The organism is Streptomyces sp. NPDC055749, from assembly GCF_053617235.1.
The window spans coordinates 212572-236902 of record NZ_JBSHFH010000001.1 but is presented as its reverse complement, the minus strand read 5'-3'; the positions used below and the strand labels follow the sequence as shown (position 1 = coordinate 236902).

Genomic DNA, 24331 nt, shown 5'->3' with positions numbered 1-24331 from the left:
TAGTGCGAGGGCTCCGCCCGGTGGCGGGGCCCTTCGCGCTCGATCCGGCCCGATCCGAACGACAGGCTCTAGATCAGGCCGTGCTCGCTCAGGTACTCCAGCTGGGCCCGTACCGACAGTTCCGCCGCCGGCCACAGGGAGCGGTCCACCTCCGCGTAGACGTGGGCCACCACCTCCGACGGCTCCCGGTGTCCGGCCTCCACCGCCGTCTCCACCTGCGCGAGGCGGTTCGCGCGGTGGGCGAGGTAGAACTCGACCGCCCCCTGGGCGTCCTCCAGGACCGGGCCGTGGCCCGGCAGGACGGTGTGCACCCCGTCGTCGACCGTCAGCGAGCGCAGCCGCCGCAGCGAGTCGAGATAGTCGCCGAGACGCCCGTCCGGGTGCGCCACCATCGACGTACCGCGCCCCAGGACGGTGTCGCCGGTGAGCACCGCCCGGTCGGCGGGCAGGTGGAAGGAGAGCGAGTCCGCGGTGTGTCCGGGGGTCGGGACCACCCGGAGTTCGAGTCCGCCCGTGGTGATCACATCGCCCGCGCCGAGCCCCTCGTCCCCCAGGCGCAGCGCCGCGTCCAGGGCGCGCACCTTCGTACGGGTCAGTTCGGCGAAGCGCGCCGCGCCCTCCGCGTGGTCGGGGTGGCCGTGGGTGAGAAGGGTGAGCGCGACACGCCGCCCGGCCCGCTCGACGGTGTCGATCACCGCCCGCAGATGGGCCTCGTCGAGCGGGCCCGGGTCGATGACGACCGCCAGGTCCGAACCGGGCTCGGCCACGATCCAGGTGTTGGTGCCGTCCAGGGTCATCGCCGAGGCGTTCGGCGCGAGGACGTTGACCGTACGGGTGGTCGCGGGACCGGAGAGGACTCCGCCCCGCGGCTGCCCGGGAAGTGCCGCCGCGTCGCTCATGCGCCCTCGCCTCCCGTGTCCCCGGCCGGGATGTGCTTGGTGAACTCATCGTGCCCCGGCCAGCTCAGCACCAGCTCGTCACCGTCCAGGCGGGCCTGTGCGAGTACGGGAGCGAGGTCCTGGGCGTCCGCCGCCCTCAGGGCCTCGGCGGCCGTCCCGTACGGCCTGAGCGTCCGCAGCGTGGACACGGTGGGCGGCATCATCAGCAGCTCGCCCCGGTCGTAGCCGTCGGCCGCGTCGCCGGGGGCGATCCACACGGTCCTGTCGGCCTCGGTGGACGCGTTGCGGGTGCGCTGGCCCTCGGGGAGCGCGGCGACGAAGAACCAGGTGTCGTAGCGGCGCGGTTCGAACTCCGGGGTGATCCAGCGCGCCCACGCGCCGAGCAGGTCGGAGCGCAGCAGCAGACCCCGGCGGTCCAGGAACTCGGCGAAGGACAGCTCGCGGGCGACCAGCGCCTCGCGGTCGGCCTCCCAGTCCGCCCCCGTCGTGTCGCTGACGACCGTTCCGGGCGTCGGCCCCGCGAGGAGGACGCCCGCCTCCTCGTACGTCTCGCGGACGGCCGCGCAGACGATGGCCTGCGCCTCGGTGACCGTGTCGACACCGAGCCGCTTCGCCCAGTGCTCCAGCGAGGGACCGGCCCAGCCGACCAGGTGGTCGTCGTCGCGCGGATCGACTCCGCCACCCGGATAGGCGTACGCGCCCCCGGCGAAGGCCATGGAGGCGCGGCGGCGCAGCATGTGCACGGCCGGCCCGCCCCCGGTGTCCGCGGAACGGTCCCGGAGCAGCATCACGGTCGCGGCCCGCCTGGGGGTCGCGGCTGTCAGCTCGCCTGCGGCGAGGGCCCGGATCCGGTCGGGCCATTCCGGTGGGTACCACTGACCATTGGACATGGCCGGAGGCTATCCGGAACCGTGCCGATGTTCGAGGGCCGCGGTGATCCGTACATGCCCCGTACATGGATGATCCCGCCCGGTCACTGGGACCGGACGGGATCGCCCGTCGTGTACGGGGGTCGGATCAGGCTTCGACGAGCTCGACCTGGACCTCGATCTCCACCGGCGCGTCCAGCGGCAGCACCGCCACGCCCACGGCGCTGCGCGCGTGCACGCCCTTGTCACCGAGGACAGCGCCCAGCAGCTCGCTCGCACCGTTGATCACGGCGGGCTGGCCGGTGAAGTCGGCGGCCGAGGCGACGAAGCCCACGACCTTCACGACCCGCGCGATCCGGTCCAGGTCGCCCGCGACCGACTTCACTGCCGCGAGGGCGTTGAGCGCGCACGTCCTGGCGAGCTCCTTCGCCTCGTCGGGCGTGACCTCGGCGCCGACCTTCCCGGTCACCGCGAGCTTGCCGTCCACCATCGGCAGCTGACCGGAGGTGTAGACGTACACCCCGGACTGCACAGCCGGCTGGTACGAGGCCAGCGGAGGCACGACGCCCGGCAGCGTCAGGCCGAGCTCGGCCAGCTTCGCCTCGACGACGCCCGCCATTACGGCTTCTCCCGCTTCAGGTACGCCACGAGCTGCTCGGGGTTGTTCGGGCCGGGGACGACCTGGACGAGCTCCCAGCCGTCCTCGCCCCAGGTGTCCAGAATCTGCTTGGTCGCGTGCACGAGAAGGGGCACGGTCGCGTATTCCCACTTGGTCATAGGGGCGACTGTAATGCCTGGCACGTACGGTCTCGTGCGTAGCCCGGGGCACGACTGGTTAGGCTCCAGGACGTGAGCAGGTTCCAGGTCGTCAGCGGTAAGGGCGGGACCGGTAAGACCACGGTCGCCGCCGCCCTCGCGCTCGCCCTCGCGACCGAGGGGAAGCGCACCCTCCTCGTCGAGGTCGAGGGCAGACAGGGCATCGCCCAGCTCTTCGAGTCGGAGGCCCTTCCCTACGAGGAGCGCAGGATCGCCGTCGCGCCGGGCGGCGGGGAGGTCCACGCCCTGGCGATCGACGCCGAGCGGGCCCTCCTCGACTACCTCCAGATGTTCTACAAACTGGGCAGCGCGGGCCGGGCGCTCAAGAAGCTCGGCGCGATCGACTTCGCCACCACCATCGCGCCCGGGGTCCGGGACGTCCTGCTGACCGGCAAGGCGTGCGAAGCCGTACGCCGCAAGGACAAGGCGGGACGTTTCGTCTACGACCACGTGATCATGGACGCGCCCCCCACCGGACGCATCACCCGCTTCCTCAACGTGAACGACGAGGTGGCGGGGCTGGCGAAGATCGGCCCGATACACAATCAGGCACAGGCCGTGATGCGGGTCCTGAAGTCCCCGGAGACGGCGGTCCACCTCGTGACGCTGCTGGAGGAGATGCCGGTCCAGGAGACCGCCGACGGCATCGCCGAGCTCCGCGCGGCCGAGCTGCCCGTGGGCCGGGTCATCGTGAACATGGTGCGCCCGCATCTGCTGGACGAGGAAGCGCTGCGGACCGCTTCGGGGGGCCGTCGCAAGGAGATCGCGAAGACGCTGACCCGGGCGGGCGTGACCGGTTCCGCCGCACTCGTACGGCCGCTGGTCGCGCAGGCGGCCGAGCACGCGCAGCGGGTCTCGCTGGAGCGCGAGCAGCGCGCCGTGCTGGCGGGTCTGGGACTGCCCACGGACGAACTCCCGCTGGTCGGCGAGGGTGTGGACCTCCCCGCGCTGTACGACCTGGCGGCCGAGCTGCGTAAACAGGGCACAGGGGAAGAGGTGGGGGAATGACGCTCGGCACGGACGTCGCACCGGGGCTGGACACCGATGCGCTCCTGGACGACCCGGAGATCCGGATCGTCGTGTGCTGCGGCTCCGGTGGGGTCGGCAAGACCACGACGGCCGCGGCCCTCGGCGTACGGGCCGCCGAGCGCGGGCGCAAGGCCGTGGTCCTCACCATCGACCCGGCCCGCCGGCTCGCCCAGTCCATGGGCATCGACCAGCTGGACAACATCCCGCGCCGGGTCGAGGACATCGACGGCGAGGGCGGCGGTGAACTCCACGCCATGATGCTCGACATGAAGCGGACCTTCGACGAGACCGTCGAGGCGCACACGGATGCCGCGCGGGCCCGCGCGATCCTGGAGAACCCCTTCTACCAGTCCCTGTCGGCCGGTTTCGCGGGCACGCAGGAGTACATGGCGATGGAGAAGCTGGGGCAGCTCAGGGCCCGCGACGAGTGGGACCTGATCATCGTCGACACGCCGCCCTCGCGCTCCGCACTGGACTTCCTGGACGCGCCGAAGCGCCTCGGTTCGTTCCTGGACGGCAAGTTCATCCGGCTGCTGGTGGCTCCGGCGAAGATCGGCGGCCGGGCCGGGATGAAGTTCCTGAATGTCGGCATGTCGATGATGACCGGGACGCTCGGCAAGCTGCTGGGCGGTCAGTTCCTCCGCGACGTACAGACCTTCGTCGCCGCGATGGACTCGATGTTCGGCGGATTCCGTACCCGGGCCGATGCCACGTACAAGCTGCTCCAGGCCCCCGGGACGGCGTTCCTCGTGGTCGCGACGCCGGAGCGGGACGCGCTGCGCGAGGCCGCGTACTTCGTGGAACGGCTGGCCGCCGAGGAGATGCCCCTGGCCGGTCTGGTGCTCAACCGGGTGCACGGCAGCGAGGCATCCCGGCTGACCGCGGAGCGCGCGCTGGCCGCCGCGGAAAATCTTGAAGAGGGCGGCATTGTGGATCAGACGACCGGGAAGGCTGGCCTAAGTGACCCAGTGGACCCGGCCGGCGCCTCTCCCGAAGCCCCCGAGTCACCGCTGCCCCCTGACGAACACAACGAGCCGCATGAGCCGCATCAGTCGCATGGACAGCACGAGACGCACGAGTCGGCCGACCCGAACACCGTGTCGGCCGAGAACCCGGTCGAGAACTCGGTCGAGCAGTTGACCGCAGGACTGTTGCGGCTGCACGCCGAGCGCATGCAGGTCGTCGCGCGCGAACAGCTCACACGCGACCGCTTCACCGCGCTCCACCCCGAGGTCCCGGTCACCGAAGTGGCCGCGCTGCCCGGCGATGTACATGACCTCACAGGTCTCCGGGCCATCGGGGACCGGCTCGCGGCCGGTTCCGTTTCCGCTCCGGCCGGAGCTGCCTAGGCCCTGCCGCCCGTAACCCCCCTGACGGGGTGCGGGCTCGTGCGCCTACCCCACGGCGGCGTACGTCTCGTGCAGTACGTCGTCCTCCAGGCCGACCGCTACGGGCAGGATGCCCGTCGACTGCTCGTACTCACTGCGAGCGGTCTCCAGCAGTCGACGCCAGGACGTCACGGTCGGTCGTCGGCGCAGCAGTGCGCGGCGCTCCCGCTCCGTCATTCCGCCCCACACGCCGAATTCGACGCGATTGTCCAGCGCATCGGCCAGGCACTCGGTCCGCACCGGACAACCGGTGCACACCGCCTTGGCCCTGTTCTGCGCTGCCCCTTGTACGAACAGTTCATCCGGATCGGTAGTGCGGCAGGCTGCCTGCGCACTCCAGTCGGTTACCCAGCCCATGCCGGCGCCGTCCTCTCCCGAATCGAGGCTCCCCCACGGCGGCGGCGGCATATTCACCGCCACCAGTTGAGGACGTTACGGAAGGCAGCACCAGCACAACACCCCCTTCGGGCCCAATCTTGGATGGCCCGAACGGACTATGCGTACGCGGCAGATCACCCAGAGGAGTGAGGGGAGGACATACGAGACCATCACCCTAAAATCGGGACAGTACACCCAAGTCGCGGTGTGCATTTCGTGACACACGAGGCGAATTCGGGAACGCCCCGGGTCACGGAGACACCGCGTACGGAGATGGCTTGAACTGCACGGGGGTTGAAACGAAACCGGACTGCTGTGACAGTTGAGAGCAGCTTAGGCCAACGCATATACGCCTGTCCGGCGAATGAGAACGTAGGCTGCCCCCATGCCAAAGAAGCGCTCGGGCGGGGGTCTCACGACGACCCAGCAGGCCGCCAAGTTCCTCGGTGTCGCCGCACTATCCGGAGCTGTCCTGGCAGGTATCGCACTGCCGGCAGCCGGAGTGCTCGGCCTCGCGGCCAAGGGGACGGTCGAGGGATTCGACGAAATCCCTTCCAACCTCAAGACGCCACCGCTCAGTCAGCGCACCACGATCCTGGACAGCGACGGCGGTCTCATCGCGACGGACTACTCGCGCGACCGGACCGTCGTACCGCTCAAGGACATCTCCCCGTACATGCAGGACGCGATCATCGCGATCGAGGACTCGCGCTTCTACGAGCACGGGGCCGTGGACCTCAAGGGCATCCTGCGTGCGATGAACCGCAACGTGCAGGCCGGCGGGGCCGCACAGGGTGCGTCGACGCTCACCCAGCAGTACGTGAAGAACGTCTTCGTCGAAGAAGCGGGCGACGACCAGGCGAAGGTCCTGGAGGCCACGCAGCAGACGCTGGGCCGCAAGGTCCGCGAGCTCAAGTACGCGATCCAGGTCGAGGAAGAGCTCGGCAAGAAGAAGATCCTGGAGAACTACCTCAACATCACGTTCTTCGGGCAGCAGGCGTACGGCATCGAGGCCGCGTCCCAGCGCTACTTCTCCAAGCCCGCGAAGAAGCTGAAGGTGGCGGAGGCCGCGCTGCTGGCCGGCATCGTCCAGTCGCCGAGCCGCTACGACCCGGTCAACGACGCGCAGGAGGCGACCAAGCGTCGCAACACCGTGCTGCAGCGCATGGCCGCGACGAAGGCCATCACACAGGCCGAGGCCGACAAGGCCATGGAGAGCTCGCTCGGCCTGAAGGTCAGCAAGCCCCGCAGCGGCTGCATCACCGCCGTCGAGGGCGCCGGCTTCTTCTGCAACTACGTGCGCAAGACCGTCCTGTCCGACCCGGCCTTCGGCGAGACCGAGAAGGACCGGCAGAAGCTGTGGGACCTCGGTGGTCTGACCATCAAGACCACGCTCGACCCCAAGGCGCAGGCCGCGGCCAACAAGGCCGCCACCTCCCGCGTCAACAAGGACGACGGCGTCGCCGCCTCGGTCGTGCAGGTCCAGCCCGGCTCCGGCAAGATCCTCTCGATGGGGCAGTCGCGGCCGTACGGGCTCGACGGCACGAAGAACGAGACCGTGATCAACCTCGCCGTCGGCAGCGAGATGGGCGGCACGACGTACGGGTTCCAGGTCGGCTCGACCTTCAAGCCCATCACCGCGGCGGCTGCCCTGGAGAAGGGCATCAGCCCGACACAGGTCTACGACGACCCGTGGAAGATCACCATGTCGAAGAGCGACTACCGGAACTGCTCCGGCAGTCCGACCGGGTCCGGCCCGTGGCCCGTGCAGAACGAGCTCGAGTCCGAGAAGGGTCCCTACGACCTGACCAGCGCGCTGGGCAAGTCCATCAACACCTACTTCGCGCGGCTGGAGCAGAAGGCCGGTCTGTGCGAGACCGTCACCATGGCGAAGAACCTCGGGTACGAGGCGAGCACCGGCAGGAAGCTGGGCGAGGACGCGTCGATCACCCTCGGGGTCGCTGAGAACACCCCGCTGGGCATGGCTTCCACGTACGCCGCCTTCGCCAACCGCGGCACGTACTGCACCCCGGTCGCGATCGAGTCGGTCACCACCCGGGACGGCAAGTCCCTGCCCGTACCGAAGACCGCCTGCAACCGCGCGATGAGCGAGCTCACCGCCGACATGATCAACCAGATGCTCAAGGGCGTCGTCGAGGACGGAACCGGTACCCAGGCCGGCCTCACCGACCGCGACAACGCGGGCAAGACCGGTACCACCGATGACCGCAAGGACGCCTGGTTCGTCGGCTACACGCCGAACCTGTCCACCGCGGTCTGGGTCGGTGACGACGTCGGCGAGAAGCGCGGCATGTACAACATCACCATCGGCGGCCAGTTCTACGACAAGGTCTGTGGTGGCTGCCTCCCCGGTCCGATCTGGCGGACGGCGATGACCGAGGTGCTCAGCGCCGGCGAGACGCCCTCGTTCAACTACGTCAAGGTCCCGCGCGCCGAGGCCAAGAAGCCCAAGGACGACAAGGAAGACAAGCGCGACGAGAACGACGGGGATCGGGACGACCCCAAGCCCGGTGACGAGATCACCCTTCCGCCGGGCCTCCTCGGCGGCGCGACCGGCGGCGAGGGCGGCTGGCGGGACGGAACCGGCGGCGGCCGGAACTGACCTGACGCGGTAACGCGGTCGAACGAGAAGAGGGTGCCCCGGGATGATCCCGGGGCACCCTCTTTTTGCGATCAGCTCGCGCGGAGCTTTTTGCGATCAGCCCGCGAGGAGCTTCTTCACGGTCGCGGCCACCCGGCCGCCCTCGGCGAGGCCCGCCACCTTCGGGTTCACGATCTTCATGACGGCGCCCATCGCGCGCGGCCCCTCGGCTCCGGCGGCCTTCGCCTCCTCGACCGCGGCGGCGACGATGCCGGTCAGCTCCTCGTCACTGAGCTGCTTGGGGAGGTACGCGTCGAGCAGCTCGCCCTCGGCCTTCTCCCGGTCGGCCTGCTCCTGCCGGCCGCCCTGGGTGAACGCCTCGGCCGCCTCGCGGCGCTTCTTCGCCTCCCGGGCGATCACCTTCTGCACCTCGTCGTCGGAGAGCTCGCGCGCCGTCTTGCCGCTGACCTCCTCCTTCGTGATCGCGGTGAGGGTCAGCCGGAGCGTGGACGAGGTCAGCTCGTCACGCGCCTTCATGGCCGTGAAGAGGTCTTCCTTGAGCTTGGACTTGAGCGTGGTCATGCGGCGATTGTGACAGGTACGGGGCACCTGCCGCCCTCGTGTTTTCCTGTCACGGCACCGTGTCTGCGACGATGGGCACATGCGCGCACGCTACGGAGTACCCCTGAAAGTCACGGCTGTCGGCGCTGCGGTCGGCGTTGCCGGCCTCGCCTACGCCGCAGGATTCGAGGCCCGCTCGTTCCGCCTGCGGCGGATCACCGTCCCCGTACTCCCGCACGGGGCACGCCCGTTGCGCGTGCTCCAGGTCTCCGACATCCACATGGTGTCCGGGCAGCGCAAGAAGCGGGCCTGGCTCCAGTCGCTGGCGGGCCTGCGCCCGGACTTCGTCGTGAACACCGGCGACAACCTCTCGGACCCGGATGCCGTACCGGAGGTGCTCGACGCACTCGGTCCGCTGATGGAGCTCCCCGGGGTCTACGTCTTCGGTTCCAACGACTACTACGGGCCCAAGCTCCGTAACCCCGCCAAGTACCTGTTCGAGAAGATGCAGGGCAACCACGGCCTCAACGGCAACGCCCCGGCGGTCGGCGTCGTCCACAACGACTGGGAGCCGATGCGGGACGCGTTCGACGCGGCCGGCTGGCTCGGGCTGTCCAACACGCGCGGCCGGCTGAAGCTCGACGGCCTGGAGATCGCGTTCACGGGCCTCGACGATCCGCACATCAAGCGCGACCGTTACGCGGAGGTCGCGGGCGGCCCCGAAACCGGCGCGGACCTCTCGATCGGCGTGGTCCACGCCCCGTACCTGCGCTCCCTGGACGCCTTCACAGCCGAGGGCTACCCGCTGGTCCTGGCGGGCCACACCCACGGCGGCCAGCTGTGCATCCCCTTCTACGGGGCGCTCGTCACCAACTGCGACCTGGATACGGACCGGGTCAAGGGCCTCTCCACGCACACGGTCGGGGACCGCCGCTCCTACCTCCACGTCTCGGCCGGCTGCGGCACCAACCGCTACACCCCGGTCCGCTTCGCCTGCCCGCCCGAGGCGACACTGCTGACGCTCACGCCCCGCGACTGAGACAGGGACGACGTCACCGACGCCCCGACGAATCGCGGGGGACGGGCTCCCCGCTTACCGTAAAGATCATGACCTCCCCGCGGACCGCCCTGCTCCCCAGCCCCCGGTCCGCGGAGTCGTTCCCGTACGAGGAACGGTCGGCGCCTTCTCGATGACGGACGCCCCGGGCCACACGATCACCGGCTGGCGCGCGGTCTCCAACCAGCTCCTCCACACGGTCACCCCACTGGCGGCGGCCCTGGACTGGCTCCTGCTGACCACACCCCGAACCCTGCGCCTGCGCTTCGTCCCTCAGTGGCTGCTCCTCCCCCTGGCGTACCTGGCATTCGCCCTGACCCGGGGCGCACTCCTCTCCCCCGGCACGGAGGCCCGCTACCCGTACCCGTTCCTCGATGTGGACACCTACGGCTACGCCGGAGTCCTCACCAACGCCCTGGCCCTCGGCCTCCTCTTCGCCGCCCTGGCCACGCTGCTGATCGGCCTGGACCGTATCCGCCCCCACGTCTGGGGACCCCCCGACCCCCACAGAAACCGGATTTCGCCTCCGGCCGCGGGTGGGCTAAAGTAATCGATGTCGCCGGGAGACCGCGTGACATCGGGGTGTAGCGCAGCTTGGCAGCGCGCTTCGTTCGGGACGAAGAGGTCGTGGGTTCAAATCCCGCCACCCCGACAGCTAAGTAGCAGATCAGAGGGCCCTTACCGAATAGGTAAGGGCCCTCTGGCATTGCTGCGCGTCCATCTGCGTGACTACCGCTCCGGATCGCGCTTGAAGATGGCGTCCATGACCACGGCACCGGTCTGGATCACGGGACGGATCTGCTTGCAACGTTGCGCTTGACCTTGTCCCGGGCCATAGCTCGCTTCACCGAGCGGTTCAGGCACGAGTGGACAGCCTGAAGGGTGCGGGACCCCCCTTGTCGCCGCGCAGGTGGTCCGGGCGGGAGCGGGGACGGCCCGGACCGCGCCACCGGATCCGCAGGCCGGCCAACACCGGGGCGAGTATGGGTCCGTCGCCTCGCTGACCCGGTGTGGTCAGCCTCGTCAGCGGGCTCAGCGCACGTCCACGCAGTCACCGGCGGCGGTGACCGGCGGCGTGGTGGAGGTGCCCTCGAACTTGTAGCGGTAGCAGCGGTCGGTGGTGGCGGTGCGAGTCTTCTTCTCGACGCCCGCCAGGCTGCCGGTGCCGGTGATGTGGCTGCTGGTGGTGGCGTACGAGCCGGTCAGCGAACGCTCCTGGAGGCGGACGGTCTGCTGGGTGTAGCCCGCGTACTTCTGGGTGTCCCAGTTGGCGCGCTCCAGTTTGCCGGTGATCGTGATCGTCTCGCCCTTGGCGACGGGCTCGGGGGCCGCGTTGTTGCTCAGCCGGGACCAGCGCTTGAGGTACCAGGTCCTAGCGTTGTCGGTGTCCACGCTGGTGGCCGCGTCGGTGATCGCCCAGAGGGAGATCTTCCAGGCTCCGGCGTCCTCGTTCGACAGGGCGTATCCGGGGTCGAGCTTGAAGGTGGCCGTGCAGTTGAACCTGGCGTCGCCGGACGAGACGCAGGGGTCGGTGTCCGCATTGAACTGTTCGGAGGTGATGAACTGCTCCGGTCCGCTGTCGAGGTCGGTGCCGCGCCAGATCGACGCGTGGCTGCCGTAGAGCGTCGCTCCGCCGCTGACCGTCCACTTCACGGTGATCGTCTGCGTGCTCGTCGTGCCGACGGCGGCGCTGTTGCCGCCGTTGACGGTGACGCCGGAGACGACCGTGGAGTCGGCAGTGCTCGCGGCCAGAGTCCTGGGCGCGGCGGTCTTCGCCGCCGACGCGTCGGCGGCCGCAGCCTTGCTCTGCTCCAGCGCCTCAGCCGCGCCGGGCCTCCCCGCCATCGCGGACGGTGTGACGAGCAGGCCGACGGCGAGCCCGGATGCGGCCAGTGCGCTGACGCCCAGGATCACCTTCTTGCCGGACGTCAGCTTATTGCGGGAGTGCTGGGACATGAGGAGGCTCCGTTACCGACTATCGACGGGCGGATACGGGTCGCGAACGGGCGGACCCAGATCACGCACGGCCAAAGCGACCGCACAGTCTTGATCGGCGGTGAAGCGAAAGGGTTGTACGCGCGCGGCAGTTGAGTCCTGTGAGGTGCATCACGTGGCGGTGTCGTGTCGTGCAGGGGTTGTATGCGGGCTCGGCCGGTCCGGTCGTCAGAGCCAGTCGCGGCGTTTGAAGACCACGTACAGGCTGACGCACACGACCCCCATCAGGGCCAGGGCGAAGGGGTAGCCCATGACCCAGTCGAGTTCGGGCATGTGGTCGAAGTTCATGCCGTAGATCGTGCCGACGAGGGTCGGGGCGAAGAGGATGGCGGCCCAGGAGGAGATCTTCTTGATCTCCTCGTTCTGTGAGTGGCTGGACTCGGCGAGCGCCTTCATCTCCTCGTTCTGCTGCTGAGTGACCAGCGTTGCGTTCACGGCGAGGATGTCCTGCAGGGCCAGGCGGAAGCCGTCGACGCGTTCGGTGACGTGGGTGGCGTGGTCGGCGACATCTCGCAGGTAGCGGCGCAGTTCCTCGTCGATGCCGTATTTCTCGAAGCCGGCGGAGAGCCCTTCCAGGATTCTGGTCAGGGGGCGGGTCGCGCGCTGGAACTCCACCACTTCCCTGGAGAGCTCGTAGATGCGGCGGGACACCCCGGGAGCGTTGCCGAAGACCTCGGTCTCGATCTCGTCGACGTCGTTCTCCACGCCGGCCACCACGGGGAGGTAGCCGTCCACGACCGCGTCGAGGATGGCGTACAGCACGGCTTCGGGGCCGCTCTTGAGCAGGTCGGGGCTGTCTTCCATCCGGCGGCGCACCGCGGCCAGGTCGGGGGCGGCGCCGTGGCGGACGGTGATGACGAAGTCGGGGCCTACGAAGACGTGCAGTTCGCCGAAGTCGACTTCCTCGGCGGCGTCGAGGTAGCGGGCGGCGCGCAACACCACGAAGAGGGTGTCGCCGTAGCGTTCCAGCTTGGGCCGCTGGTGGGCCTCCAGCGCGTCCTCGATCGCCAGCTCGTGCAGGTCGAACTCGGCGGCCACGGACAGCATCTCGGCCTCGGACGGGCGGTACAGGCCGATCCAGGCCATGCCGCCCTCCTCCTCGCGGAGCTTCTGGAAGGTCTCGGCGAGCGAATCGTGGGTGCTGGTGCGCACGCCGTCCTGGTACAGCGCGGCGGTGATCACACTGGATTCGCGGGGTGGCTGCTGCTCGGCCGACGCGGCCGTGCCGGGCTCCTCGCCCGTGGGGCGGGGCTGGGCGTGGTTCTTGGCGGGCTTCTTGAATGCGTCGCGCAGGCCACGCAGACGGCGCTCGGACATGGGAGTCCTTCCGGCGGGACGGACGGGGAGTCGTGGGCGTAGGGATGCAACTACGGCACGCCGCTGACGCCGCCTCCAGATCCGGTCAGGGCCCGGTCATGGCAGCGTCCCGCGGCGTACGACTGGGAGGTTCACCGCACATTGCGGATCTCACCTGCCTCTCTGTACGCATGGGATTCGGCCACGTAGCAGGCTATACCCGCCCGGGCAGGCTCCGGACCGGCGATCTCCGCGCCCGGCTTCAGGGCCTGTGCCCAACATGCGGCCTTCGTACGCACATGCGAATCTGGTAGTGGTCCATCGTCCGAGATCCTCTGTCAGGAGGCACGATCGTGGGCAAGAAGCAGAGCCGGCAGAACCGCGGTGCTCGCACCGGCGGCCATGAACGCACCACTGCTGCGGAGACGAAGGAGCAGACGCCTACCTCGGCCGCACCCGACGCGATGCGTCCCATCGCCGAGCACGTCTCCCATAAGAAGGAGCGGAAGTTCGGCCACAACTGATCCTGGTGGTACTGACCAGAAGTACAGATCAGTTGGTCAGGGAGTTGGTGAGTTCTCGTGCCAACTGTGCGGCTGCTGCCGTGTCCTTGTGGTCCGCCACGTTGCGCAGGTCGCGGAGCTGGGCGTTGATGCGAGCCGCATCGGCGGCCTGTGTGGTGTGCTCCAAGCGGTCCCAGGTGAGTTCGAGACTGGTGACGTCCCCGGCCACCGCGCCCGCGTCGGACGCCTGTGCGTCGAGGCGCAGTTGCTGTGCCCAGAGAGACATCCGGGCCGCCTCGACCGCGGGCAGTGGATCGTAGCGCAGATGCAGGTCCAGGTCGTTTTGCGCGACCCGGAGCATCGCTCCCCGTACCAGATCGGCGTCGCGCGCCTTGACGGCTGCGGTGAGTGCGTCCAGGTCGCGGTTCATCTGGGTCGTGAGCAGGGCCGGGACACGGTCCGATGTGCGGTACGTGTTCCAGGCTTGCCGTAGCGTGCCGACCGCCGCCGGATCTGCGGGGTGCTCGTGTGCCGCTCGGACGGCTTCCGTCAGGGCCGTGAGGTGTGCCGGTCGCGGGCCGGGTCTGGCGTCCGTCGGGACGGCCAGTGATACCGCCTCCAGGTCGGCGCCCGGCTTGCCGGTGGAGAACTCCCCGTATCCCGGGGCGAATACCTTGTCCTCGCGGGTGCCGTCCATGTGCAGTTCGGTCACCGTGATCGCGCCCTTCACGGGTCCGTACGGACCGGCGACCGTCTGGCCGGTCTTCTTGACGGTGACCTCCTCGAAGACGACCTCCGGTACGTTCTCCGGCCGGTAGACGTCCCCTGTCCTCGGCTGCGCGGGCATGATCATCGCGGCTGGTCCCGTCTTCCCTGCCAGCCACGTGCCGTCGGTGTCGGCGACCACGCCGTCCTCGTAGTTGAAGACGTCCTCGCCGAGGTACCAGACCGATCCGTCGTCGGCCTGCGCGAACCAGTCGAGCGCGACCTCCTTGATCCGTCCGTCCGAGAGCGCCATGTACTGGAGGGTCCGCACCTTCACCTGCTTGCCGTCGATGGCGATGGACTTGGTGTCGGGCAGCAGGGTGAACTCGGTCCGGAACGGCTTGCCGTCGACCTGGCCCCCGTAGATCACCTGCTTGATCTCCGAGCTGGGGTGGAGGGGGTTCGTGATGGTGGTGGGGTTCGAGAACGTGGGCCTGGTCGTATCCACCCGGGCCTTCTCCGGGGCCAGTGGCAGGCAGGTTCCCGTTTTCTTGCCGGTGGTCGCGTCCACGACGCGTACGCAGTCCGTACCGGCGGGTCCGGGTGCCTTGCCGGTGGCGTGCGCGCCGCACGCGCCCGCCGTGAGTGCCGCGGTCATGGCCACGCTCGCCGCGATCATCGGCCTCTTCCTTTGTGTCCTCATGGCTGCCTCCTCTGCCGTGTTCGCGACGTTGCCACTCGGGCGCTGAAGGGACGCTGAACGAAGCTGAATCGGCGTTCAGCAGGGGTGTTTAGTGGGGGTGTTCAGCGGGGTGTTCGGTGGTGGGGAACGACGCCTCGAAGCGGGCTCCTCCGAAGGCGCTCCCGGACACACTGACCGTGCCGCCGTGCGCCGCCACCAGTTCCGCGACGATCGCCAGCCCCAGGCCGCTGCCGCCTGCCGCCTCCCCCGAGCGGGCCCGTGCGTCGTCGAGGCGTACGAAGCGCTCGAAGACACGCTCCCGGTCGGCGGGCGGCACCCCTGGCCCGTCGTCCTCGACCCCGAGCACGATCCGGCCGTCCCCCCGCTGGGCGAGATCGAACACCACCTGCGTACGGGCGTGCCGGGCAGCGTTGTCGCCCAGGTTTCGCAGCACCCGGCGCAGACCCTGCGCGTCCGCTTCGAGCCGCGCAGCCGATACGCCGGTTGTGGCGACGCGCAGCCCGGCCGCAGTCGCGCGCAGCCGCCGTGCCTCGTCCAGGACCAGGTCGTCCAGGTCGACCGGGTGCAGCTGCGGGCGCAGCGCGTCCTCGTCTGCGCGGGCCAGGAGCAGCAGGTCGTCGACCAGGTGCTGGATGCGGAGATCCTCGGCGAGTACGGTCCCGGCGAGCCGCTCCTGGGTCGTGCTGCCGGGGTGGGCGAGCGCGACCTCGGCGTGCTGGCGGATGGAGGCCACCGGGGAGCGCAGCTCGTGCGAGGCGTCCGAGATGAAGCGCCGCTGGGCCCTCTGGGAGCGTTCGAGGCGGTCCAGCATGCGGTTCATCGTGGCGGCGAGCCGTGCGATCTCGTCGCGGCCGTTCGGCAGGGGCACCCGGCGGTGCAGTTCGGCCGATGAGATCGCCTCCACCTCCGACCGGATCGCCGCGACCGGGGCCAGGGCGCGCCCGACGGCCATCCAGGTGGCCCCGGCGGCCAGGAGGAGGAGCAGCGGCAGCCCGGCCACGAGCAGCCGGGTGACGATCTGCGTGGATTCGGCGACGGCGACGAGCGCCCGCCCGACCAGGACGGTCCGCTCGCCTCCGGGGCCGCCCGGATCGTCGGCCGCCACCGCCACCACCAGGAACTCGTCCTCGTCCAGCGGTGTGGTGACCCGGGACTCGCCGTCCCCGCCCGGGGCGGCCAGCGCGGGCAGCTCCTCGACGTTCGCGCTGGACGCCACGACCGCGCCCCCGGCGTCCAGGACCTGGATGAACTGTTCCTCCCGGTCGGCCACGGCCAGCGAGGGCACCCCGCGCCCCGACTCGATGACGGAGGCCACCTGCTCGGCGCGGGTGCGCGCCGCCTGCCGTACGTCATCGGTCAGCTCGGCCCGCAACAGCGCGACCAGGGCCACCGCTCCCGCGAGCAGTCCCACCGCGACGACCAGGACGGCCGCCACGGTCGACCGGAATCTCACTCCGTGCCTGAACGCCATCCCTAGCCCCCGTCCGGAGCCAGCCGGTATCCGCTGCCTCGCACGGTCTCGATCGCGGCCCGCCCGAAGGGCCGGTCGAGCTTGTTGCGCAGGTGACGGACGTACACCTCGACGATGTTCGGGTCACCCTCGAAGTCGTCGTCCCAGACGTGCGCGAGGATCTCCCGCTTGGACACGGTCTCGCCGCTCCTGCGCAGCAGGAATTCGAGCAACGCCATTTCGCGGGCGGTCAGTTCTACGCGTACTCCACCGCGCGAGACCTCCCTGGCCGCCGGGTCGAGCCGCAGATCTCCGGCGGCGAGTGCGGCGGGCCGTTCGCGGGGGTCGCGGCGCAGCAGCGCCCTCAGCCGGGCCAGCAGCACGGCGTACGAGAAGGGCTTGGTCAGGTAGTCGTCGGCGCCGGTGTCGAGACCCTCGACCTCGTCCCACTCGCCTTCCTTGGCGGTGAGGATCAGGATCGGTGTCCAGTTGCCCTCGGCGCGCAGCGCCGCACAGACGCGGTAGCCGTTCAGGCCGGGCAGCATGATGTCGAGGACGATCGCGTCGTACGGATTCTCGCGGGCCCGCCACAGGCCGTCCGTACCGTCGAGTGCGATGTCGACGGCGAAGCCCTCCGCCTCCAGGCCGTTGCGCAGCCCTTCGGCGAACCGTTCCTCGTCCTCGATGACCAGAACCCGCATGGCCCGATTGTGGCCCTCGGCACCTGAACCTGCGCTGAACGCGGGTGGGTGTCGGGCCCCTCAGTGGAGGCGCGCGTCACTAGATGCGCTTCAGTAGATGCGCGGCGACATCACGTGGGGCTGGGTCCCCGGAGCCTCGAAGAGGCACCTGGGGATGCCGGGGCCCGCGGCCACGTGCACCGACGCCGCCGTGGGCGGGTCGGTCGGGAGCTCGATGTGTACGGTGACCGGGCGGTCGCCGTGCGTCGTGGCGTACCCCGTCTCCTTGCCGTCCACGAGCACCTCCACCGCCACCGTGTGGCCCGTCTGGACGGTCGCGCTGACCGAGTGGCCCGCGTGGTCGATGTGGAAGTGATGGCGCTGTCTCATGGGTCGCCTCCCGGCGGCGCCTCGGGCCGCGTCGCCACATCAAGCGTAGGCACGGTGCCGCCGGAGCGGACAGTCGACGGTTACCTCGTGGCGTCCGCCGAGGGTGTCCTCGGCGGTCACCGTGCCTCACCACGCGGGAGCCGGCGGGCCTTGTACGTTGCTTGGCCCGCCGGCTCCCGCGTGGTGCTCGTAAGACCGTCAGTTCTTGGTCAGTTCCTTGAGAGCGATGTTGAGCTGGAGGACGTTGACGCGGGGCTCACCGATGAAGCCGAGGGCCCGGTCGTAGGTGTGGTCGGCGACGAGCTTGTCGACCTGCTTGACGTCGAGGTCGTTCTTCTCGGCGACCCGGTGGACCTGGAGCTCCGCGTACTCCGGGGAGATGTGCGGGTCCAGGCCCGAGCCGGAGGAGGTGACGGCGTCGGCCGGCACGTCCTGGGGCTTCACCTTGTAGCCGGCGGTCGAGTTGTCCTTGACCACGGCCGCCTTGGCGTCCTTGACCCACTGGATCAGGTCCGGGTTGTCTCCCGAGCGGTTGGTGGCGCCGGAGAGGATGAGCGCGTACTGGGTGTTGACGCTGTTGGAGCCGAGGCCGTTGGACGGGCGGGGCTGGAACCATTTCAGGTCCGGGGCCGCCGTCTCCTCGCCTTCCTTCAGGGGTACGTCGTAGCGCTGGCCGATGAGGGCGGAGCCGACGACCCGGCCGTCGGACTTGATCTCGGAGCCGTTCGCCTTGTCGTTGAACAGGACCTGGGCGACGCCGGTGACGGCGAGCGGGTAGATGACCCCGCAGATCACGGTCAGGACGAGCAGGGCCCGCAGTCCCGCGCCGAGCATCCGGGCAGTGTTTCCAAGGGAGTTGTTCATGGCGTCAGCCGATTCCAGGAATGGAGGAGATGAGCAGGTCGATGATCTTGATGCCGATGAACGGGGCGACCAGGCCGCCGAGTCCGTAGATCCCGAGGTTCCGGCGAAGCATCTTGTCGGCGCTCGTGGGCTTGTACCGGACGCCCTTCAGGGCGAGCGGCACCAGCGCGATGATGATCAGCGCGTTGAAGATGACGGCGGAGAGGATCGCGGACTCCGGCGAGGACAGGTCCATGACGTTGAGCTTGTCCAGGCCCGGGTAGACGACCGCGAACATCGCGGGGATGATCGCGAAGTACTTCGCGACGTCGTTGGCGATCGAGAACGTCGTCAACGCGCCTCTGGTGATCAGGAGTTGCTTGCCGATCTCGACGATCTCGATGAGCTTGGTGGGGTTGGAGTCCAGGTCCACCATGTTCCCGGCCTCCTTGGCGGCCGAGGTGCCGGTGTTCATCGCCACGCCGACGTCGGCCTGCGCGAGCGCGGGGGCGTCGTTCGTACCGTCACCGGTCATCGCGACGAGCTTGCCGCCCGCCTGCTCCCGCTTGATGAGGGCCATCTTGTCCTCGGGCGTCGCCTCGGCGAGGAAGTCGTCGACTCCCGCCTCCTCGGCGATGGCCTTCGCGGTCAGCGGGTTGTCGCCCGTGATCATGACCGTCTTGATGCCCATGCGGCGCAGCTCGTCGAACCGCTCCCGCATGCCCTCCTTCACGACGTCCTTGAGGTGGATGACACCCAGTACCCGGGCGCCCTCCGCATCCTCCAGAGCCACCAGCAGCGGCGTGCCACCAGCCTGTGAAATCCGGTCGGTGAGCGCCTGGGCGTCCTCCGGGACACTGCCGCCACGCTCCTTGACCCAGGCGACGACCGAACCGGTCGCGCCCTTGCGCACCTTGCGCCCGTCGATGTCCACACCCGACATCCGGGTCTGGGCGGTGAAGGCCACCCACTCGGCCTGCTTCAGCTCGCCCTGGTGCCGCTCGCGCAGTCCGTACTTCTCCTTGGCCAGGACCACGATCGAGCGGCCCTCGGGGGTCTCGTCGGCCAGCGAGGAGAGCTGGGCGGCGTCGGCGAGTTCGGCCTCCGTGGTGCCCTTGACCGGTGCGAACTCGGACGCCTGACGGTTGCCCAGGGTGATGGTGCCGGTCTTGTCGAGGAGGAGCGTGGAGACGTCGCCGGCCGCCTCCACCGCGCGGCCGGACATCGCCAGGACGTTGCGCTGGACCAGCCGGTCCATGCCGGCGATGCCGATGGCCGAGAGCAGCGCCCCGATCGTCGTCGGGATGAGGCAGACCAGCAGCGCGGTCAGCACGATCATCGACTGCCGGGCGCCTGCGTACGTGGCGAACGGCTGGAGCGTGACGACCGCGAGCAGGAAGACGATCGTGAGGGACGCGAGCAGGATGTTGAGCGCGATCTCGTTGGGCGTCTTCTGCCTGGAGGCGCCCTCGACCAGGTTGATCATCCGGTCGATGAAGGTCTCGCCGGGCTTCGTCGTGATCTTGACGACGATGCGGTCGGACAGCACCTTCGTACCACCGGTGACGGCACTGCGGTCGCCGCCCGACTCCCGGATGACCGGGGCCGATTCGCCGGTGATCGCCGACTCGTCGACCGAGGCGACCCCCTCGACGACGTCACCGTCGCCGGGGATGATGTCGCCCGCCTCGCAGACCACGAGGTCGCCGATGCGCAGCTCGGTGCCGGGCACCCGCTCCTCGTTCGCACCGATGATCCGGCGGGCGACCGTGTCCGTCTTGGCCTTGCGGAGCGTGTCGGCCTGCGCCTTGCCGCGGCCCTCGGCCACGGCCTCGGCCAGGTTGGCGAAGACCGTCGTCAGCCACAGCCAGGCGGTGATCGCCCAGCCGAACCAGTCGCCCGGATCCTTGAGGGCGAAGACCGTGGTCAGTACGGACCCGATCAGCACCACGAACATCACGGGCGACTTGATCATCACCCGGGGGTCGAGCTTGCGCAGTGCGTCGGGGAGCGCCTTGATCAGCATCTTGGGATCGAACAGACCCCCGCCCACCTTGCCGCTCCCGTCCTTGTGACCGGTGGGGGCGTCCTGGTGCGGCGCGTGGGTGGCGGAACCGGTCGGAGTGCCGGTCGGAGTGCCGGTCGGAGTGCCGGTGCTCATGACGCGAGCCCTTCGGCGAGCGGTCCCAGCGCGAGCGCCGGGAAGTAGGTCAGACCGGTGATGATCATGATCGTGCCGACCAGGAGACCCGTGAACAGCGGCTTCTGCGTACGCAGCGTGCCCGCCGTCTCGGGGACCGGGGTCTGCTCGGCCAGCGATCCCGCCAGCGCCAGCACGAACACCATCGGCAGGAACCGGCCCAGCAGCATCGCGATACCGATCGTGCTGTTGAACCACTGCGTGTCCGCGTTCAGACCGGCGAAGGCCGATCCGTTGTTGTTGGCGCCCGAGGTGTACGCGTAGAGGATCTCGGAGAAGCCGTGCGCACCGGAGTTGGTCATCGAGTTGGACGGGGTGTCCAGGGCCATCGCAGCGGCGGTGAAGCAGAGCACCAGCGCCGGGGTGACGAGGATGTAGCAGGCGGCGAACTTGATCTGCCGAGTGCCGATCTTCTTGCCCAGGTACTCGGGGGTACGGCCGACCATCAGACCGGCGATGAACACCGCGATGATCGCCATGATCAGCATCCCGTACAGACCGGACCCGACACCGCCGGGCGCGATCTCGCCGAGCTGCATGCCCAGCATCGTGATGCCGCCGCCGAAGCCGGTGTACGAGGAGTGGAAGGAGTTCACCGCACCGGTGGAGGTGAGAGTGGTGGCCACCGCGAAGATCGACGAACCGCCGATCCCGAAGCGGGTCTCCTTGCCCTCCATCGCGCCGCCGGCGATGTCGAAGGCCGGTCCGTTGTGCGCGGACTCGGTCCACAGCATCAGGAGAGTGAAGGCGATCCAGATCGTCGCCATCGTGGCGAGGATCGCGTAACCCTGCTTGACGCTGCCGACCATCTTGCCGAAGGTGCGGGTCAGCGCGAACGGGATGACCAGGATCAGGAAGATCTCGAAGAGGTTGGAGAACGCGTTGGGGTTCTCGAAGGGGTGGGCCGAGTTGGCGTTGAAGTAACCGCCGCCGTTCGTGCCCAGTTCCTTGATGACCTCCTGCGAGGCGACCGCGCCGCCGTTCCACTGCTGTGTGCCGCCCATGAACTGGCCGACCTCGTGGATCCCCGCGAAGTTCTGGATCGCGCCGCACGCGACCAGCACGATCGCGCCGATCACGGAGATCGGGAGCAGGATGCGTACGGTGCCACGCACCAGGTCCGACCAGAAGTTGCCCAGCTCACCGGTGCGGGCGCGGGCGAAGCCCCGTACGAGAGCGACCGCGACCGCCATGCCCACGGCGGCGGAGACGAAGTTCTGCACCGCCAGGCCGCCGGTCTGTACGACGTGGCCCATGGCCTGCTCGCCGTAGTACGACTGCCAGTTGGTGTTCGCGACGAACGACGCGGCGGTGTTGAACGCCTGGTCCGGGTCGATCGAGGAGAAGCCGAGCGAGCCGGGCAGGGAGCCCTGCACGCGCTGCATGAGGTAGAGGAAGAGGACGCTCACCGCGGAGAAGGCGAGGACACCGCGCAGATAGGCGGGCCAGCGCATCTCGGTGGTGGGGTCGGCTCCGATGGCCTTGTATATCCACTTCTCGACACGGAGGTGCTTGTCCGAGGAGTAGGTACGGGCCATGTGGTCGCCGAGCGGGCGGTAGGCCAGCCCCAGCGCGACGACCAGGGCAAGCAGCTGGAGCAGTCCAGCGAGGACAGGACTCATATCCCCCGGAGCGGCAGCGACTGATGTCACAGTCAGAACCTCTCCGGCTTGACGAGGGCGAGCACGAGGTAGCCCAGCAGGGCGGCGGCCACGACGAGGCCGACGATGTTCTCGGCGGTCACAGCTTCGCCACCCCCCTGGCTATAAGAGCCACCAGCGCGAAGACCGCGATCGTGGTGACGACGAAGGCCATGTCGGCCATCGTGAGCTCCTGAGTGAAGAACGGATTCTCGGACATTCCGAGGAAAGCGCCTTTTCAGAGCGGTGCGACTCCCGTTAACGGGTCCCATACGAATCGCGGGGCGCTCTTGATGCTTCCCCTACGGCCCGAGGGCGGCGCAGGCACTCACGGCAGGTCGGACAGCCGGAAGCGCAGCCGGCAGATCACCGCTTCCGTGTCGCGGCGGACGGCCTGGGCCACCACGGCGCCGCGCTGGTTCTGCAGCAGCCGCTGCCAGACGTGGGCCGGTTCGGCCTCGGGGATGAGCACGGTGATCCGGGTGGCCGGTTCGGCGGCCGAGATCTCCCGTACGTACGAGGCGATGGGGCGGCCGACCGTGCGGCGGGCGGAGGAGACGCGCACGAGGGGGACACCGGGGTTCCACAGGGCCCAGTCGCGTTCCAGAGCCTCCGTCTGCTCCCGGTCCTCGGGGTCCGGAAAGCAGACCGTCACCGCGCGGACCTCGTCACCCAGGGACACCGCAGCCGTCAGGGCCTCGCTGGTGAGGCGGGTCAGGGACGAGACGGGTACGAGGACGAGCGACCGGTCCCGGTGCGGGGCCTCGGGTACGCGGCCGACGCCGAGGCGCTCACCGATCCTCGCGTACGCACGGTGCACCAGCTCGAACGCCGCCACCAGCAGCGGGAGGGCGACGACTATCAGCCACGCGCCGTCATGGAACTTGGTGGCGGTGACGACGACCGCGCTCACGCCCGTGAGCAGCGCGCCGAGCCCGTTGAGCAGCGCCTTGGCCGCCCAGCGCGGGCCCCGTACCTGGCGCCAGTGGATGACCATGCCCGTCTGCGCGATCGTGAAGCCGACGAAGACGCCGATCGCGAAGAGCGGGACGAGCGTGTTGGTGTCGCCACCGGAGAAGAGGAGCAGCGCGGCGGAGACGGCGGCGAGGGTGAGGACGCCGTGCCGGTGCACCTGGCGGTCGGCCTTCAGGCCGAAGACGTGCGGCAGGTAGTTGTCTCGGGCCAGTAGCTTCAGCAGGACGGGAAGGCCGCCGAAGGACGTGTTCGCGGAGAGCGCGAGCAGCACCACGGTCGCGAACTGGATGACGTAGAAACCCCAGTTGTGGCCGAGGGAGGCGTCGGCGAGCTGGGCGAGGACCGTGACTCCCTCGACGGGCTGGAGGCCGAAGCGGGAGATGAGGACGGACAGCCCGATCAGCATCACGCCGAGCATTGCGCCGAGCGCGATCTCGGCGCGCTGGGCGCGGCGGGCGGCCGGGGCGCGGAAGGACGGCACCGCGTTGGCGATCGCCTCGACGCCCGTGAGGGCCGAGCAGCCGGAGGCGAACGCCTTCAGGAGGAGCAGGGCGCCGACGGTGGTGGCGTTGTCGCCGAGTACGGACGCGTGACCGGCGGCGGCCTCGGTGGAGACCGGGCCGTCACGGAAGAGGCCGACCGTGATCAGGACCAGGATGGAGGTGATGAAGACGGCCGTGGGCACGATGAACGCGCGGGCCGAGTCCACGATCCCGCGCAGGTTCACGGCCGTGATCAGGACGAGTACGCCGACGCATATCCACAGCCGGTCGCCGTACAGCTCGGGGACGGCCGAGGTGAGCGCGGCGACGCCGGCCGTGACGGCGACGGCCACGTTGAGGACGTAGTCCAGGACGAGGGAGGCCGCCGCGACGAGGCTGGTGCGGGGGCCCAGGTGCGCCCTGGCGACCGCGTAGCTGCCGCCGCCGTCCGGGAAGGCGGCGATGACCTGGCGGTACGAGGCGACGAGCACCGCCAGCAGGGCGGCGATGGCGAGGGTCACCGGCAGTGTGAAGCCGAGGCCGTAGCCGCCGGCCGCCGCGAGGACCAGGACGATGGCCTCGGGCCCGTACGCCACCGACGCCATCGCGTCGAGCGACAGCGCGGCGAGACCGGTGACGACGGTCAGCTTGTGCCGGGCGCCGGTATCGGGTGGTTCGTCGGCGGCGTGTGTGGTGCTTTCGGTGGCTTTGGCGCCTGTGGCGGCTGTGGTCGCGAGGGACTGATCGGCCTCGCTGATCGGAGCGGACATGGGGGCGGTCTCCTTCGGTCTCCGGTCCGCTCAGCGTGTGCTCCGATCCGGCCGCTCCCCCTCCCCCCTGGCGCGTTCCTTGCGCCTGACGGTGATCTCT

Annotated in this window: 23 protein-coding genes, 1 tRNA gene and 1 pseudogene; 7 read left to right on the top strand and 18 right to left on the bottom strand. The window is 69.4% G+C overall.

The genetic code is table 11. The features are described from left to right. Positions 1-68: 68 nt before the first annotated feature. The 4 genes from ACWGO0_RS01130 to ACWGO0_RS01115 form a co-directional block, all read right to left on the bottom strand. On the bottom strand, positions 69-899 hold the full coding sequence (locus ACWGO0_RS01130) for an MBL fold metallo-hydrolase (protein ID WP_453526052.1): 831 nt from the start codon (positions 897-899) through the stop codon (positions 69-71). After that, on the bottom strand, positions 896-1789 hold the full coding sequence (locus ACWGO0_RS01125; RefSeq protein ID WP_453526049.1) for an NUDIX hydrolase: 894 nt from the start codon (positions 1787-1789) through the stop codon (positions 896-898). The genes ACWGO0_RS01130 and ACWGO0_RS01125 overlap by 4 nt, the downstream gene beginning before the upstream one ends. Before the next feature lie 127 nt (positions 1790-1916). Beyond that, the gene (locus ACWGO0_RS01120) at positions 1917-2387 is read right to left on the bottom strand and encodes a RidA family protein (protein WP_453526046.1); all 471 of its coding nucleotides are present in this window, start codon (positions 2385-2387) and stop codon (positions 1917-1919) included. Beyond that, positions 2387-2545 (bottom strand): DUF4177 domain-containing protein, encoded by a 159-nt coding sequence (locus ACWGO0_RS01115; RefSeq protein WP_019992579.1) that lies wholly within the window; start codon positions 2543-2545, stop codon positions 2387-2389. The genes ACWGO0_RS01120 and ACWGO0_RS01115 overlap by 1 nt, the downstream gene beginning before the upstream one ends. A gap of 72 nt (positions 2546-2617) precedes the next feature. On the opposite strand from ACWGO0_RS01115, the gene ACWGO0_RS01110 reads away from it, so the two are divergent. Both ACWGO0_RS01110 and ACWGO0_RS01105 read left to right on the top strand, forming a co-directional pair. Further along, the gene (locus tag ACWGO0_RS01110; RefSeq protein ID WP_453526043.1) at positions 2618-3592 is read left to right on the top strand and encodes an ArsA family ATPase; all 975 of its coding nucleotides are present in this window, start codon (positions 2618-2620) and stop codon (positions 3590-3592) included. Next, positions 3589-4962 carry an ArsA family ATPase gene (locus ACWGO0_RS01105; protein ID WP_453526040.1) on the top strand — a complete coding sequence of 458 codons (1374 nt, stop codon included), beginning with the start codon at positions 3589-3591 and terminating at the stop codon, positions 4960-4962. The genes ACWGO0_RS01110 and ACWGO0_RS01105 overlap by 4 nt, the downstream gene beginning before the upstream one ends. Positions 4963-5007: 45 nt before the next feature. Here the strand turns inward: ACWGO0_RS01105 and ACWGO0_RS01100 are convergent, their stop codons facing one another. Beyond that, on the bottom strand, positions 5008-5358 hold the full coding sequence (locus ACWGO0_RS01100; protein ID WP_453526037.1) for a WhiB family transcriptional regulator: 351 nt from the start codon (positions 5356-5358) through the stop codon (positions 5008-5010). A gap of 406 nt (positions 5359-5764) precedes the next feature. Between ACWGO0_RS01100 and ACWGO0_RS01095 the strand changes: the two genes are divergently transcribed. Further along, positions 5765-8002: a transglycosylase domain-containing protein gene (locus tag ACWGO0_RS01095; protein ID WP_453526034.1), complete on the top strand. Its 2238-nt coding sequence runs from the start codon at positions 5765-5767 to the stop codon at positions 8000-8002. Between the two features lie 96 nt (positions 8003-8098). Here the strand turns inward: ACWGO0_RS01095 and ACWGO0_RS01090 are convergent, their stop codons facing one another. After that, entirely contained in the window at positions 8099-8563 is a 465-nt protein-coding gene (locus ACWGO0_RS01090; RefSeq protein WP_453526031.1) for a GatB/YqeY domain-containing protein, read from the bottom strand. 79 nt (positions 8564-8642) lie between these two features. Between ACWGO0_RS01090 and ACWGO0_RS01085 the strand changes: the two genes are divergently transcribed. The 3 genes from ACWGO0_RS01085 (at position 8643) to ACWGO0_RS01075 (ending at position 10251) form a co-directional block, all read left to right on the top strand. Then, entirely contained in the window at positions 8643-9581 is a 939-nt protein-coding gene (locus ACWGO0_RS01085; RefSeq protein ID WP_453526028.1) for a metallophosphoesterase, read from the top strand. A gap of 151 nt (positions 9582-9732) precedes the next feature. Continuing rightward, positions 9733-10149 (top strand): Pr6Pr family membrane protein, encoded by a 417-nt coding sequence (locus ACWGO0_RS01080; protein WP_453526026.1) that lies wholly within the window; start codon positions 9733-9735, stop codon positions 10147-10149. 28 nt (positions 10150-10177) lie between these two features. Continuing rightward, positions 10178-10251, top strand: a tRNA-Pro gene (locus tag ACWGO0_RS01075). 136 nt (positions 10252-10387) lie between these two features. Here ACWGO0_RS01075 and ACWGO0_RS01070 read toward each other — a convergent pair. From ACWGO0_RS01070 to ACWGO0_RS01060, 3 genes and pseudogenes are all read right to left on the bottom strand, one after another. Next, positions 10388-10489: pseudogene (locus tag ACWGO0_RS01070) on the bottom strand (site-specific integrase); the annotation flags it as partial. Between the two features lie 142 nt (positions 10490-10631). After that, the gene (locus ACWGO0_RS01065) at positions 10632-11555 is read right to left on the bottom strand and encodes a calcium-binding protein (RefSeq protein WP_453526023.1); all 924 of its coding nucleotides are present in this window, start codon (positions 11553-11555) and stop codon (positions 10632-10634) included. 207 nt (positions 11556-11762) lie between these two features. After that, complete coding sequence (locus ACWGO0_RS01060) at positions 11763-12911, bottom strand: magnesium and cobalt transport protein CorA (RefSeq protein WP_453526020.1); 1149 nt, start codon at positions 12909-12911, stop codon at positions 11763-11765. A 332-nt stretch (positions 12912-13243) separates the two neighbouring features. Here ACWGO0_RS01060 and ACWGO0_RS01055 point away from each other — a divergent pair, with 332 nt between their 5' ends. After that, a complete protein-coding gene (locus tag ACWGO0_RS01055; RefSeq protein WP_453526017.1) occupies positions 13244-13414 on the top strand; it encodes a hypothetical protein in 171 nt (56 codons plus the stop codon). A gap of 28 nt (positions 13415-13442) precedes the next feature. Here ACWGO0_RS01055 and ACWGO0_RS01050 read toward each other — a convergent pair whose 3' ends face one another. The 9 genes from ACWGO0_RS01050 to ACWGO0_RS01010 all read right to left on the bottom strand — a co-directional run bounded on the left by ACWGO0_RS01050 (position 13443) and on the right by ACWGO0_RS01010 (position 24231). Then, positions 13443-14801: a hypothetical protein gene (locus ACWGO0_RS01050; protein WP_453526014.1), complete on the bottom strand. Its 1359-nt coding sequence runs from the start codon at positions 14799-14801 to the stop codon at positions 13443-13445. An 88-nt stretch (positions 14802-14889) separates the two neighbouring features. Then, positions 14890-16272: an ATP-binding protein gene (locus ACWGO0_RS01045; RefSeq protein ID WP_453526012.1), complete on the bottom strand. Its 1383-nt coding sequence runs from the start codon at positions 16270-16272 to the stop codon at positions 14890-14892. 2 nt (positions 16273-16274) lie between these two features. Further along, positions 16275-16952, bottom strand: a complete 678-nt coding sequence (locus ACWGO0_RS01040; protein ID WP_453526009.1) for a response regulator transcription factor — start codon at positions 16950-16952, stop codon at positions 16275-16277. 90 nt (positions 16953-17042) lie between these two features. Continuing rightward, positions 17043-17321 (bottom strand): hypothetical protein, encoded by a 279-nt coding sequence (locus tag ACWGO0_RS01035; protein WP_453526006.1) that lies wholly within the window; start codon positions 17319-17321, stop codon positions 17043-17045. A gap of 198 nt (positions 17322-17519) precedes the next feature. Next, entirely contained in the window at positions 17520-18185 is a 666-nt protein-coding gene (locus ACWGO0_RS01030) for a potassium-transporting ATPase subunit C (RefSeq protein ID WP_453526004.1), read from the bottom strand. Between the two features lie 4 nt (positions 18186-18189). After that, positions 18190-20325 (bottom strand): potassium-transporting ATPase subunit KdpB, encoded by a 2136-nt coding sequence (gene kdpB, locus ACWGO0_RS01025; protein WP_453526001.1) that lies wholly within the window; start codon positions 20323-20325, stop codon positions 18190-18192. Continuing rightward, entirely contained in the window at positions 20322-21986 is a 1665-nt protein-coding gene (gene kdpA / locus ACWGO0_RS01020) for a potassium-transporting ATPase subunit KdpA (protein WP_453526388.1), read from the bottom strand. The genes kdpB and kdpA overlap by 4 nt, the downstream gene beginning before the upstream one ends. Before the next feature lie 32 nt (positions 21987-22018). Continuing rightward, the gene (gene kdpF / locus ACWGO0_RS01015; protein WP_361896819.1) at positions 22019-22108 is read right to left on the bottom strand and encodes a K(+)-transporting ATPase subunit F; all 90 of its coding nucleotides are present in this window, start codon (positions 22106-22108) and stop codon (positions 22019-22021) included. Positions 22109-22332: 224 nt separating this feature from the next. Next, positions 22333-24231, bottom strand: a complete 1899-nt coding sequence (locus tag ACWGO0_RS01010; protein WP_453525997.1) for an APC family permease — start codon at positions 24229-24231, stop codon at positions 22333-22335. Positions 24232-24331 lie beyond the last annotated feature (100 nt).

Excerpts from the sequence above, each read along its gene's own strand:
- ACWGO0_RS01035 (WP_453526006.1), bottom strand. The coding sequence starts at position 17,321 with ATGAGACAGCGCCATCACTTCCACATCGACCACGCGGGCCACTCGGTC.
- ACWGO0_RS01115 (WP_019992579.1), bottom strand. The coding sequence starts at position 2,545 with ATGACCAAGTGGGAATACGCGACCGTGCCCCTTCTCGTGCACGCGACC.
- ACWGO0_RS01130 (WP_453526052.1), bottom strand. The coding sequence starts at position 899 with ATGAGCGACGCGGCGGCACTTCCCGGGCAGCCGCGGGGCGGAGTCCTC.
- ACWGO0_RS01085 (WP_453526028.1), top strand. The coding sequence starts at position 8,643 with ATGCGCGCACGCTACGGAGTACCCCTGAAAGTCACGGCTGTCGGCGCT.
- ACWGO0_RS01080 (WP_453526026.1), top strand. The coding sequence starts at position 9,733 with ATGACGGACGCCCCGGGCCACACGATCACCGGCTGGCGCGCGGTCTCC.
- ACWGO0_RS01090 (WP_453526031.1), bottom strand. The coding sequence starts at position 8,563 with ATGACCACGCTCAAGTCCAAGCTCAAGGAAGACCTCTTCACGGCCATG.
- ACWGO0_RS01050 (WP_453526014.1), bottom strand. The coding sequence starts at position 14,801 with ATGAGGACACAAAGGAAGAGGCCGATGATCGCGGCGAGCGTGGCCATG.
- ACWGO0_RS01065 (WP_453526023.1), bottom strand. The coding sequence starts at position 11,555 with ATGTCCCAGCACTCCCGCAATAAGCTGACGTCCGGCAAGAAGGTGATC.
- ACWGO0_RS01120 (WP_453526046.1), bottom strand. The coding sequence starts at position 2,387 with ATGGCGGGCGTCGTCGAGGCGAAGCTGGCCGAGCTCGGCCTGACGCTG.
- ACWGO0_RS01095 (WP_453526034.1), top strand. The coding sequence starts at position 5,765 with ATGCCAAAGAAGCGCTCGGGCGGGGGTCTCACGACGACCCAGCAGGCC.
- ACWGO0_RS01040 (WP_453526009.1), bottom strand. The coding sequence starts at position 16,952 with ATGCGGGTTCTGGTCATCGAGGACGAGGAACGGTTCGCCGAAGGGCTG.
- kdpB (WP_453526001.1), bottom strand. The coding sequence starts at position 20,325 with ATGAGCACCGGCACTCCGACCGGCACTCCGACCGGCACTCCGACCGGT.
- ACWGO0_RS01060 (WP_453526020.1), bottom strand. The coding sequence starts at position 12,911 with ATGTCCGAGCGCCGTCTGCGTGGCCTGCGCGACGCATTCAAGAAGCCC.
- ACWGO0_RS01030 (WP_453526004.1), bottom strand. The coding sequence starts at position 18,185 with ATGAACAACTCCCTTGGAAACACTGCCCGGATGCTCGGCGCGGGACTG.
- ACWGO0_RS01125 (WP_453526049.1), bottom strand. The coding sequence starts at position 1,789 with ATGTCCAATGGTCAGTGGTACCCACCGGAATGGCCCGACCGGATCCGG.
- ACWGO0_RS01010 (WP_453525997.1), bottom strand. The coding sequence starts at position 24,231 with ATGTCCGCTCCGATCAGCGAGGCCGATCAGTCCCTCGCGACCACAGCC.
- ACWGO0_RS01045 (WP_453526012.1), bottom strand. The coding sequence starts at position 16,272 with ATGGCGTTCAGGCACGGAGTGAGATTCCGGTCGACCGTGGCGGCCGTC.
- ACWGO0_RS01105 (WP_453526040.1), top strand. The coding sequence starts at position 3,589 with ATGACGCTCGGCACGGACGTCGCACCGGGGCTGGACACCGATGCGCTC.
- kdpA (WP_453526388.1), bottom strand. The coding sequence starts at position 21,986 with ATGAGTCCTGTCCTCGCTGGACTGCTCCAGCTGCTTGCCCTGGTCGTC.
- ACWGO0_RS01100 (WP_453526037.1), bottom strand. The coding sequence starts at position 5,358 with ATGGGCTGGGTAACCGACTGGAGTGCGCAGGCAGCCTGCCGCACTACC.